Source organism: Streptomyces sp. NPDC059567, assembly GCF_042735655.1.
Lineage (GTDB): Bacteria > Actinomycetota > Actinomycetes > Streptomycetales > Streptomycetaceae > Streptomyces.
Genome location: NZ_JBHWBS010000014.1, coordinates 46,344 through 57,375, shown reverse-complemented (window position 1 = coordinate 57,375; position 11,032 = coordinate 46,344). Strand labels below are relative to the sequence as shown.

Genomic DNA, 11,032 nt, shown 5'->3' with positions numbered 1-11,032 from the left:
CCCCTGTGTCGCTCTCACGCCCGCCCACACTCACACTCTCCGCCAGAGTCACACACACCCACCCCGAGAGTCTCTGGGGCGGCCCGCCCCCCCCCCACCGCGCCCCGGCCCCCCCCGCCGCCGCCCAGGTAAGGGGGCGCTCCGAGCCTCCCCCCTCATGGCTCGGAACGCCCCGGTTCCACGCGCGGAGAACCGCCTGACCAAGGCTAGTTGACTCTGCGTCAGTGTCCAATCACGGTAGCGACAGAGACCTATCGACTTATTTATAGTTGGACGGTCCCGAGGGCGCCGTCAGCCGACCGCCTGAGTCGAACGGCCGCACGGCCGGGAGGGGGCGGACATGGATCTCGCCCTGCTGCGCACATTCGTCACGGTGCACCGGGCCGGCTCCTTCACCCGCGCCGCGGCACTCCTCGGACTCTCGCAGCCCGCGGTCACCAGCCAGATCCGGACCCTGGAACGGCAGCTGGGCCGCCCGCTCTTCCTCAGACAGGCCCGTGGTGTCACCCCCACCACCATCGGCGACGAACTCGCCCACCGCGCAGCCCCGCATCTGGACGCGCTCGTCGAGATCGCGGAGACCGGCGTGGACGAGGAGAGCGGCGTTCGCACGCTCCATCTCGCCGGGCCTCCCGAGTTCACGTCGATGCGTGCCCTGCCCGCCCTCACGCCCCTGGTCGCCCAAGGGCTGGCCCTCCGGGCCTCCTTCGCGGGGAACACCGAGGAGATCCTCGACGGCCTCGCCGCGGGCCACCACGATCTGGCCATCGCCGCCGCCCGGCCGCGCGGCGGGCTGCTGACCTCCACCCCGCTCTGCGACGAGGAGCACGTGCTGGTCGCCGCGCCTCGGTGGGCCGCTCGGCTCGCGCCCGAGGTGCTGCTGCGCAAGGGCGCCGTCGTCCTGGAACAGCTGCCGGTCGTGGAGGTGCACGAGTCGCTGCCGTTCGTCTCCCGCTACTGGGCGGCCGTGTTCGAGACCAAGCCGGCCGCGGCGGCCACCGTCATAGCGCCCGATCTGCGGGCCGTCCTGGAATCGGCGGCCTCCGGGGCCGGCCTTGCCGTGCTGCCCCGCTATCTGTGCGAGGACGCTCTGGAGCAGGGACGTCTCGTGGCGCTGCTCGATCCGCCGGTTCCCCCGCTGCGGACGTACTTCCTGATCGTCCGCGCCGGCACCCTCGCGCTGCCGCACATCGCGCGGGCACACGACTGGCTTCTGCGGGCCTCTACGGACTGGTGAGTTTCAGGACACCCCTGGCGGGCCATTTTCTTCCCATGACCGAACGTCCTGTGGTCAAGCGCACCGCACGCGCCATCCTGCTCGATGGAAACGACCTCATCCTCATCAAGCGCACGAAACCGGGGGTGGATCCGTACTGGCTGACGCCGGGCGGCGGAGTCGAGCCCTCGGACACCACCGTCGTCGAGGCCCTGCACCGCGAGGTGCACGAGGAGCTCGGCGCCAAGGTCACCGACGTGGTCCCCTGCTTCGTCGACACCGTCGAGCACATCGTCGACGGCGGTGTCTCCGGGGTGAAGGTCCAGCACTTCTTCGTCTGCCGGCTCGAGTCCATGGACACCTCGCTGCGACACGGCCCCGAGATCGAGGAGCCCTGCGGCGAGTACGAGATCGTCCGGGTGCCGTTCAGCCGGGTCGGGATCGCCGCCGTCCATCTCGTACCGCTCTCCCTGCGTCACTACCTGGACGGCAATATCGAGGGTGTCCGCGCGATGCATGCCCCAGACCTGGGCTAGGACGCGAGTTCTGCCAGGAGGTCGTGGCGGATCCGCTCTGCGGGGATACCGATCCCCCGCAGGGTGGCCACCCCGCGCCGGATCATGCCGGGCGGGCCCGACAGATAGGCCTCGTACTCGTTCCACGGGCCGTACTGCCTCACCGCGTCCGGCAGCTGGGCCTGGTCCTCGGTGACCGGCCGCACCGACAGCCAGGGGTATGTCTTCTGGAGCCGCATCATCGTGTCGATGTCGTACAGGTCATGGCCGCTGCGCGCGCCGTAGAACACCTCCATGGGGCGCCGGTCCCCGTGCTCGGCGACATCCTCGACCAGCGCCTTGATGGGTGCGATCCCCGTGCCGCCGCCCAGGCACAGCAGTCCGTTGTCCGTGGAATGGTCGACCGTCATGGACCCCGCCGGCGGACCGAGGCGCAGCACGTCCCCCGGGCGGGCGTGGTGGACCAGGGCGTTGGAGACCCAGCCGGCGGGCACCGCCTTGACGTGGAGGGAGAGCAGCCCGTCGGGCCGGGGCGCCGAGGCGAAGGAGTAATGCCGCCATACGCGCGGCCACCAGGGGGTCTCCAGCGTCGTGTACTGGCCGGCGAGGAAGGAGTACGGCTGATCGGGCCGCAGCGTGATCACCGCTATGTCCGGGGTCCGCAGATCGTGCGAGACGACCTCCGCCTGCCACCAGGCGGGCGCATGCCGCTCGTTCTCGGCCGCCGCGTCGATCATGATCTGCGAGATCGTCGTGTACGTCCGCACCCAGGCGGCCTCGGTCTCCTCGTTCCAGGTCAGGGTGGCGTACCGGATCAACGCGCCGATCAGAGCCTCGCCGACAGCCGGATAGTGCGTCGGTTGGGTTCCGTACTTGCGGTGTCCGCGGCCGAGGTTCTGGAGGTACTCGGTGAGTACGGGGGCGTTGTCCAAGTGCTCGGCCGCCGTCAGCAGCGCCTTGAGGAGGCGGTCGCGCTGGGTGTCCATCGACGCGGGGAACATCGCGCGCAGCTCAGGGTGGCGGACGAAGAGCAACGCGTAGAAGTACGAGGTCACCTTGTCGGCGGCGGGCGCGATCTCGGCCAGGGTGCGGCGAATGAGCATCGCGTCGGGGGACGGTTCCGGAGCTATCCGGGGCGGTGCTTCGCCGTCGTCGTGCACGGCCTCTTCCATCGTGTGCCTCGCCTCGCGCAAGCGGCTCTTGTCGCCGCAGCTTGGCAGGTTCGACCACCGGTTCGGACAGAAAGTGGAATTCTCGGGCATTAGCCCCGGGAGTGAGGCTAGGCTGCGCTTTTTCGGACCAGTTCGTACGCCTCTCGCAGATCTCCCCCCGCATAGGCATGGCGGGAGAGTCCGGCCAGATGACGGTCCGCGTTCACCGCCACCGTCATGGGGACGACGGCGAAGAGTTCCGCGTCGGACATCGAGTCCCCGTAGGCGACGCAGTCCTCGAACCCCATCCCGTACTCCGCGCAGAGTCGACGGGCGATGCTCACCTTCGCCGTGGCATTGAGAATCCCCGGGCGGTGGATAGGTGCCATGAACGGAACCGAGGGCCATTGCGAACCGTGGGCCGAGTCGACACCCCAGTCGAGGAGGCGCTCGACGAAGAAGTCCGGCGAGAGCGTGATGACCGCACAGCGGTCTCCCTGAGCGCGGATGTCCGCCCAGACCTCACGGATGCCGGCCAGCCAGGGCGCCCCTTCGAAGGCGGCGGTGACCTGCTCCGGGGTGAGGGCGGACCAGAGCTCGCGGGCCTGGACGGCGAACTCGTCCGGCGTCAGCCCGTGGAGCAGAAACCCCTGCTCCAGGGCGGCGATCTCCTCGCTGAGCCCCAACTGCCGAGAGATCTCGACGGCCGCGGCCGAACCTCGGATCAGGGTGCCGTCGAGATCGAAGAGATGAAGCCTCCCTCGGCCCCGGAGAGTCGTCATGTACGCCGAGGCTAGTACGTGCGGTTACTCCGACGGTCAGACGCGAGACGAGGGGGCCGGGCGGCACGGTGTTTCACGTGAAACATCTCAAGCGTCCCGCTCGGCGGGCTCTCCTCGTCCTCCATGTCGCCGTTTCCGTGGCCTGGCTCGGGCTCAGCGTGGGACTGCTGACGCTCGGGATCACGGCCTGGACGACCGGCGATCCCTCCCTCACGGAGGCGTCCTACCGTGCGATGAAGGTCTTCGCCGACTGGCTCCTGGCTCCGGTCGCCGTCGTGACCCTGGTGAGCGGGCTGGTGCTGTCGCTGGGCACACCCTGGGGTCTCGCCCGGCATCGCTGGGTCTGGATCAAGTTCTGGATCACGATGGCCACCGCGGCAGCGACCGTCTTCGCCCTGCGCCCGGAGATCGAGCACGCGGCGGCAGCCGGGGTACCGGACATCAGTCTGGTGGCGGCACCCACGGTGTCGACGACGGCCTATCTCTTCATGACGGCGATCTCGATCCTGAAGCCATGGGGGCTGACCCGAAGAGGTCGTCGCCTGCGCTCCGGCGCGAGTTCTCCTAAAGCGGTGGACGGACGATCAGTACGTCGGACAGCCTGAGCCCATGTCGACCTCGCCCTCCCCGCTCGACCAGCTCCCCATCCGACGCCTCACCGTGGACGACCTCACCGCCTGCGCCGATCTCTCCGAGGACCGAGGCTGGCCCCGCGAGGAACACAAATGGAGCCTGCTACTCACCGCCGGGACCGGTTACGGCATCGACGACCCGGCCGGCAAGGGGCTGGTCACGGCCTGCGTGGTCACCTCGTACGGGCCGGGGCTCTCCGCGATCGGCATGGTGCTGGTCGCCGAGCGGTACGCCCGCCAGGGCGTGGGACGCCGGCTCATGGTCCATGTGCTGGAGCAGGCCGGAGACACCCCGCTCACGCTCCATGCGACCCCGAACGGGCAACCTCTCTACGAGCAGCTGGGCTTCGTCCAGACGGGTCGCGCGGAGATGGTCACGGGCCGCTTCACCGCGACGGAACCGGCCCCGGACATCCCGACCCGACCCGCCACGGCGGAGGACCTCCAGGCGATCCTGCACCTGGACACCGAGATCTTCGGCCTGGACCGCACCCACATGATCACCCGCCTGCCTGCCTTCGCTGATCTGCTCCGCGTCAGCGAGACCGACGGCGAGATCACCGGCTTCGCCGCGGCCTGGCCCAACATGGACACCCATGTCATCGGCCCCCTGATCGCCCGGGACACGGCGACGGCACAGGCCCTCGTCGCCTCCCTGGCCACCGCCACGGACCGCCCTCTGCGCACGGACATCGACGTACGCCACGAGTCGCTGTTGCGCTGGCTCAAGACGAACGGCCTCGCCCCGATCGCGTTCAACGCGGTCATGGTGCGCTCACTGGACGGGCTTCCGGGTGACTGGCACCGCCGGTTCGCCCCTCTCACGGTGGCGGCGGGATAAGCAGGAAGTAATTGCACACGCGGGCTATTGCAGTCATCGTCTACTCTGGGAGAAGCCGCTCCGGACCGAGGAGAGATCATGACCGCGACCGACCCCGCCCTCACCGCCCTCTCCCAGGGCTGGTGCGCCCTCTCGTTGCTGCACGGCAGGATCGAATCCCACATCGAGCGCGCGCTGGAGGCCAACCACGGTCTGAGCATGCGCGAATACTCGCTGCTGGACGTCCTCAGCCGCCAGCACAGCGGGCCCGGCGGCCATCTCCAGATGAAGCAGGTCGCGGACGCCGTCGTACTCAGCCAGAGTGCCACCACACGCCTGGTGACCCGGCTGGAGGACCGCGGCCTGCTCACCCGCTATCTCTGCGCCACCGACCGACGCGGTATCTACACCGATGTCACCGAAGCCGGCATGGCGCTGCTCGACGAGGCACGGCCCACCAATGACGGGGCGCTGCGCGAGGCGCTCGACGAAGCCGCGAAGGACCCGGAGCTGACTCCCCTGGTCCGCGTCGTCGAAGGAATGTGGGTTCCGGCCTAGCCGGAACGGGTCCCGCGCGTACTCTGCGCCCCATGAGCGATCTTGAGATACGGCCCGCCACCGTCGAGGATCTCCCGGCCATCGTCGCCATGCTCGCCGATGACCCCCTGGGCGCCCAGCGCGAGTCCCCCGACGACCTCACCCCGTACACCGCGGCCTTCGAGCGACTGGCCTCGGACCCGAACCAGCATCTGGTCGTGGCCGTGCGCGGCCACAAGGTCGTCGGCACCCTTCAGCTCACGATCATTCCCGGGCTCTCGCGGCGCGGGTCCACACGGTCGATCATCGAAGGCGTCCGTATCCACGCCGACGAACGAGGCAGCGGCCTGGGCACCCGCCTCATCGAGTGGGCCATCGAGGAATCCCGGCGCCAGAACTGCCAGTTGGTGCAGCTGACCTCCGACACCACCCGCACGGACGCCCATCGCTTCTACGAGCGCCTCGGGTTCGAGGCCTCGCATCTGGGCTTCAAGCTGAGCCTCTGACGGCGACCCCGGGACGCGACCACGGCCGACCGGAGCGCACAGGACGCCGAGGGCACCTCGGCGTCCTGTTTCACGTGAAACATCCGATCAGAGGCCGCGCCAGCCCGCCTCGTCGACCCCGCCGGGCACCGCGTCGCCCTGCTCGTACGGCTCCCGCGTAAAGACGAAGGACGCCAGATCAAGGTGGCTCACCGAGCCGTCCGCCCGCCGCACCACACGCAGCTTCTCCCCCGCGTAGTAGCCGTTCAGACCGATCCACCCACCATCGGGCAACGCCCGGAAGGTCGCCCGACGTCCTGCCCCGCGCAGCGGTTCGAGGATCACACTCCGGTCGGAGCCCAGGCGCAGCCCGTACGCGTACGTTCCCCAGTACCAGGGGCCGGTCAGCTCCAACAGCTCCTGGTCGACCTCGGCCGCGGGCAGGGGCCGCCACGGCTCGGGGAACCTGGGCTCGGCATCTGCCACGATCCGCACGAGATCGCTGGCCACGACCGAAGTCAGCGGCCCCGAGGTGGCATTGGCGAGCGCGACCGCCGCCACCCCGTCCTCCACACTCACCCAGAGACAGGCGACGAAACCGGGCAGCGAGCCGGTGTGACCGACCAGCGTCCGACCGCCCTTGCGCAGCAGCTGGATGCCGAGGCCGTAGCCGCCCTCCCATTCACCGGCTCCCGGCGGCGCCGCCGGCGTACGCATCTCCTCGACGGAAGCCGCGCTGAGCACCCGGTCGTCGCCCTGGGCGAGGAAGCCGGCGAAACGGCAGAGGTCCTCGGCCGTCGACCAGAGTTGTCCCGCCGGCGCCATCACCCCCAGGTCCTCGGACGGTTCGGGCAGCATCACATCGGCCCAGGGGTGCACGGCCCAGCCGCCGGCATGGGGAGCCACCGGCTGTGCGCTCGTACGCGTCATCCCCAGGGGCTCCAGGATCTCGCCGCGCAGCGCCTCCTCCCAGGACACTCCACGGACCGCCTCGACCAGCGAACCGAGCAGCGTGTAGCCGGGGTTGGAGTAATGGTGGAGACGTCCCACCGGGTGGACGAGGGGATCGTCGCCCAGGACATCGGCCAGCTCCGGCCGGACGGGGCCGGGGGTCCGCTCCCACCACGGCGCCGGCGTCTCGGCCGCAAGCCCGGCGCTGTGCCCGAGGAGCTGGGCGATGGTCACATCGCCCACGCCCGTGCCCGAAAGGTGCTTCTCCAACGGGTCGTTCAGATCGAGCAGTCCCTCGTCCCGGAGCCGCATCACCAGGACCGCGGTGAACGTCTTGGTGAGGGAGCCGATCCGGTACTGCGTATCGGCGTCCGGGTCATGGCCGTCCACACAGCTGCGCGATCCGCTCCACACCATCGCCCCGTCGCGGGCCACCGCCCCGACGAAGGAGGGAGACCTCCCTTCGGACTGGGCGACGGCGACGCGGTGCAGCAAGGCTCGTTCGGTACTGGGAAGCAGAGTGTCGAAGGGTGAGGTCATGCCCTGATCCAACGCCGTCGCCCCGCCGGAGTCGACCACATTTCACGCGGAGCGGACGCTCAGGACGGCGAACACCCGATCAGGTCTGCGCCATGTCGACAAAGCGGGAGTAGTGGCCCTGGAAGGCCACCGTGATCGTCGCCGTGGGGCCGTTTCGGTGCTTGCCCACGATGATGTCCGCCTCGCCGGCGCGCGGCGACTCCTTCTCGTACGCGTCCTCGCGGTGCAGCAGGATCACCATGTCCGCGTCCTGCTCGATGGAGCCGGATTCACGGAGGTCGGAGACCATCGGCTTCTTGTCGGTGCGCTGCTCGGGGCCACGGTTCAGCTGCGAGAGCGCGATCACCGGCAGCTCGAGCTCCTTCGCCAGAAGCTTCAGGTTTCGCGACATGTCCGAGACCTCCTGCTGGCGGCTCTCGGAACGCTTGGAGCCGCCCGACTGCATCAGCTGGAGGTAGTCGATGACCACGAGCTTGAGGCCGGCGCGCTGCTTGAGCCGACGGCACTTGGCGCGGATCTCCATCATCGACAGGTTCGGGGAGTCGTCGATGTAGAGCGGGGCCTGCGAGACGTCCGGCATCCGGCGGGCCAGCCGGGTCCAGTCCTCGTCCGTCATGGTGCCGGAGCGCATGTGGTGCAGCGCGACCCGGGCTTCCGCCGAGAGAAGGCGCATGGCGATCTCGTTGCGGCCCATTTCGAGGGAGAAGATGACGCTCGGCAGGTTGTGCTTGATGGAGCAGGCCCGGGCGAAGTCCAGGGCCAGCGTCGACTTACCCATGGCGGGACGGGCCGCGATGATGATCATCTGGCCGGGGTGCAGTCCGTTGGTGAGCTGGTCGAGGTCGGTGAAGCCGGTCGGCACACCGGTCATCTCGCCGCTGCGGGAGCCGATCGCCTCGATCTCGTCGAGCGCGCCCTCCATGATGTCGCCGAGCGGCAGATAGTCCTCGGTGGTGCGCTGCTCGGTGACCGCGTAGATCTCGGCCTGGGCCGAGTTCACGATCTCGTCGACGTCGCCGTCGGCCGCGTATCCCATCTGCGTGATCTTGGTGCCGGCCTCCACGAGCCGTCGCAGCACGGCGCGCTCGTGGACGATCTCCGCGTAGTACGCGGCGTTGGCCGCGGTCGGCACCGACTGGACGAGGGTATGCAGATACGAGGCACCGCCGACGCGGGTGATCTCGCCGCGCTTGGTGAGCTCGGCGCCGACCGTGATCGGGTCGGCGGGCTCGCCCTTGGCGTACAGATCGAGGATGGCCGCGTAGACCGTCTCGTGGGCGGGCTTGTAGAAGTCGTGGCCCTTGATGATCTCCACGACGTCCGCGATGGCGTCCTTGGAGAGCAACATGCCGCCGAGGACGGACTGCTCGGCATCGAGGTCCTGCGGGGGCACCCGCTCGAAACCGGAGAGGCCGCCGTCCCACGGGCCGCTGTCGCTGCCGCGGTCGTGCTGGTCCTCGCGGCCTCGTCCGCGTGCACGGCCCTCGCCGCGGGGGCGTGCGACAGGCAGCCGGTCACTCGGTCCGCTGTCGGCCCAGGGGTCGTCCAGGGGCTCGGGAATGCTCATCAAGCCACCTCCTCCCGTCCGCTCCGCGGACCTAGCCGTGCCACTCTTTCTTACGCCACGGCTCGGACAAACAAGAGGCTTTGACTCCGCTTCTGGCGCGTCGTGCGCCGGACCACGGTAGGCCCGCGGGCACCGTCAGCCAATCTGGTTATCCACAGGGCCTGTGGGTGAACGACCAGATGCTGTGGAGAACTCCGCAGAACCTGTGCACGGACCAGGGGACAGCCATGTGGACAAACTCATAGCCGCCCCCGACTCGCAGCCCTGACCTGGCCTTTTTCCATCCACGGGCTGTGGGGGAGAAAAACTTTCCCCTCCGGATCAAGATCAGAACAAACGGCGCACAGTCGAAGCTCGGAGCGCGCTACTTGTAAGGACCCCAACTGCATTGCATCTCTTACCTGTGGAAGATTAGATTGGCCTCCATGACCCAGGCTCCCCCGACCCCCAAGGCCGCCCGCCGGCAGCACGACCGAGAGATCATCTCGCTCGCCGTCCCGGCCTTCGGCGCGCTCGTCGCCGAGCCGCTCTTCCTCATGGTCGACAGCGCCATTGTCGGCCATCTCGGCACGCCGCAACTCGCCGGTCTGGCCATCGCGGCGGCCCTGCTCACCACCGCCGTGAGCGTCTTCGTCTTCCTTGCCTACGCCACCACGGCCGCCGTCGCCCGCCGCGTGGGAGCCGGCGACCTCCAGGCCGCCATCCGCCAGGGCATGGACGGCATCTGGCTCGCGCTCCTGCTGGGTGGAGCCGTCGTCGCGCTCACGCTGCCCACCGCCCCCTGGCTGATCGACCTCTTCGGCGCGTCCGACACCGCCGCCCCGTACGCCATCACGTATCTGCGGATCTCCAGCCTCGGCATCCCCGCCATGCTCGTCGTCCTGGCCGCCACGGGCGTCCTGCGCGGCCTCCAGGACACCCGTACACCGCTGTACGTGGCCATCGGCGGCTTCGCGGCCAACGCGCTCCTCAACGTGGGTCTCGTGTACGGCGCCGGCATGGGCATCGCCGGCTCCGCATGGGGCACGGTGATCGCCCAGTGCGGTATGGCCGTCGCGTATCTCGTCGTCGTCGTCCGGGGCGCCAGACGCCACGGTGCCTCCCTGCGTCCGGACGCGGCAGGCATACGCGCCAGCGCACAGGCCGGCGTCCCCCTCCTCGTCCGCACGCTCTCCCTGCGAGCGGTCCTGATGATCGCCACGGCCGTCGCGGCCCGCATGGGCGACGCCGAGGTCGCCGCCCACCAGATCATCCTGTCCCTGTGGAGCCTGATGGCCTTCGCCCTCGACGCGATCGCCATCGCGGGACAGGCCATCATCGGCCGGTATCTCGGCGCCGACGATGCCGAGGGGGCACGACAGGTCTGCCGGCGCATGGTCCAGTGGGGTGTGATCTCCGGCGTCGTGCTGGGCGCACTGATCATCGTCGCCCGCCCGCTCTTCATCCCGCTGTTCACCAGCGACACCACGGTCCAGGACACCCTGCTCCCGGCCCTGCTGGTCGTCGCCGTGTCGCAGCCGATCTCGGGAGTGGTCTTCGTCCTCGACGGCGTCCTGATGGGCGCGGGCGACGGCCCCTACCTGGCCTGGGCCATGCTGTTCACCCTGGCGGTCTTCGCCCCGGTCGCGCTCCTGATCCCCGCACTCGGCGGGGGGCTGACGGCCCTGTGGTGGGCGATGACACTCATGATGACCGTCCGGATGCTGACGCTCTGGCTGCGCTCCCGCTCCGGCCGGTGGGTCGTCACCGGAGCCATCCGCTGATCCGCTGACGTGTTTCACGTGAAACGGCGGAAGGGGCGCCCCCCCCCAGGGTGGGGGCCGCCCGTCAGCGGCT

10 protein-coding genes and 1 pseudogene are annotated in these 11,032 nt (G+C 69.4%); 7 read left to right on the top strand and 4 right to left on the bottom strand.

The features are described 5' to 3' along the window. The first annotated feature begins 340 nt into the window (after window positions 1–340). Entirely contained in the window at window positions 341–1,237 is an 897-nt protein-coding gene (locus ACFVZW_RS09915; RefSeq protein WP_384519246.1) for a LysR family transcriptional regulator, read from the top strand. 35 nt (window positions 1,238–1,272) lie between these two features. Further along, on the top strand, window positions 1,273–1,752 hold the full coding sequence (locus ACFVZW_RS09910) for an NUDIX domain-containing protein (RefSeq protein ID WP_384519244.1): 480 nt from the start codon (window positions 1,273–1,275) through the stop codon (window positions 1,750–1,752). On the opposite strand, the gene ACFVZW_RS09905 is transcribed toward ACFVZW_RS09910, so the two are convergent. Beyond that, entirely contained in the window at window positions 1,749–3,176 is a 1,428-nt protein-coding gene (locus tag ACFVZW_RS09905) for a globin domain-containing protein (protein ID WP_384519303.1), read from the bottom strand. The genes ACFVZW_RS09910 and ACFVZW_RS09905 overlap by 4 nt on opposite strands. Continuing rightward, window positions 3,149–3,664, bottom strand: a pseudogene (locus ACFVZW_RS09900) (HAD family hydrolase); the annotation flags it as partial. The pseudogene ACFVZW_RS09900 and the gene ACFVZW_RS09905, both read right to left, overlap by 28 nt. 77 nt (window positions 3,665–3,741) lie before the next feature. On the opposite strand from ACFVZW_RS09900, the gene ACFVZW_RS09895 reads away from it, so the two are divergent. The 4 genes from ACFVZW_RS09895 to ACFVZW_RS09880 all read left to right on the top strand — a co-directional run bounded on the left by ACFVZW_RS09895 (window position 3,742) and on the right by ACFVZW_RS09880 (window position 6,159). Next, complete coding sequence (locus ACFVZW_RS09895) at window positions 3,742–4,269, top strand: DUF2269 domain-containing protein (protein WP_384519242.1); 528 nt, start codon at window positions 3,742–3,744, stop codon at window positions 4,267–4,269. Window positions 4,270–4,273: 4 nt separating this feature from the next. Beyond that, entirely contained in the window at window positions 4,274–5,137 is an 864-nt protein-coding gene (locus tag ACFVZW_RS09890; protein ID WP_384519241.1) for a GNAT family N-acetyltransferase, read from the top strand. Window positions 5,138–5,215: 78 nt separating this feature from the next. Continuing rightward, window positions 5,216–5,674, top strand: a complete 459-nt coding sequence (locus tag ACFVZW_RS09885; RefSeq protein WP_383549013.1) for a MarR family winged helix-turn-helix transcriptional regulator — start codon at window positions 5,216–5,218, stop codon at window positions 5,672–5,674. Window positions 5,675–5,706: 32 nt separating this feature from the next. Beyond that, the gene (locus ACFVZW_RS09880; RefSeq protein WP_384519238.1) at window positions 5,707–6,159 is read left to right on the top strand and encodes a GNAT family N-acetyltransferase; all 453 of its coding nucleotides are present in this window, start codon (window positions 5,707–5,709) and stop codon (window positions 6,157–6,159) included. An 87-nt stretch (window positions 6,160–6,246) separates the two neighbouring features. Here the strand turns inward: ACFVZW_RS09880 and ACFVZW_RS09875 are convergent, their stop codons facing one another. Further along, entirely contained in the window at window positions 6,247–7,629 is a 1,383-nt protein-coding gene (locus ACFVZW_RS09875; RefSeq protein ID WP_384519236.1) for a serine hydrolase domain-containing protein, read from the bottom strand. A 79-nt stretch (window positions 7,630–7,708) separates the two neighbouring features. Further along, a complete protein-coding gene (gene dnaB, locus ACFVZW_RS09870) occupies window positions 7,709–9,196 on the bottom strand; it encodes a replicative DNA helicase (RefSeq protein ID WP_384519234.1) in 1,488 nt (495 codons plus the stop codon). 425 nt (window positions 9,197–9,621) lie between these two features. Here dnaB and ACFVZW_RS09865 point away from each other — a divergent pair, with 425 nt between their 5' ends. After that, window positions 9,622–10,959, top strand: coding sequence for an MATE family efflux transporter (locus ACFVZW_RS09865; RefSeq protein ID WP_384519232.1), 1,338 nt, complete (start codon window positions 9,622–9,624; stop codon window positions 10,957–10,959). Window positions 10,960–11,032 lie beyond the last annotated feature (73 nt).

Bases quoted from the DNA above. Each gene is read 5' to 3' on its own strand.
- ACFVZW_RS09915 (WP_384519246.1), top strand. From the start codon at position 341: ATGGATCTCGCCCTGCTGCGCACATTCGTCACGGTGCACCGGGCCGGC.
- ACFVZW_RS09910 (WP_384519244.1), top strand. From the start codon at position 1,273: ATGACCGAACGTCCTGTGGTCAAGCGCACCGCACGCGCCATCCTGCTC.
- ACFVZW_RS09890 (WP_384519241.1), top strand. From the start codon at position 4,274: ATGTCGACCTCGCCCTCCCCGCTCGACCAGCTCCCCATCCGACGCCTC.
- ACFVZW_RS09885 (WP_383549013.1), top strand. From the start codon at position 5,216: ATGACCGCGACCGACCCCGCCCTCACCGCCCTCTCCCAGGGCTGGTGC.
- ACFVZW_RS09880 (WP_384519238.1), top strand. From the start codon at position 5,707: ATGAGCGATCTTGAGATACGGCCCGCCACCGTCGAGGATCTCCCGGCC.
- ACFVZW_RS09875 (WP_384519236.1), bottom strand. From the start codon at position 7,629: ATGACCTCACCCTTCGACACTCTGCTTCCCAGTACCGAACGAGCCTTG.
- dnaB (WP_384519234.1), bottom strand. From the start codon at position 9,196: ATGAGCATTCCCGAGCCCCTGGACGACCCCTGGGCCGACAGCGGACCG.
- ACFVZW_RS09865 (WP_384519232.1), top strand. From the start codon at position 9,622: ATGACCCAGGCTCCCCCGACCCCCAAGGCCGCCCGCCGGCAGCACGAC.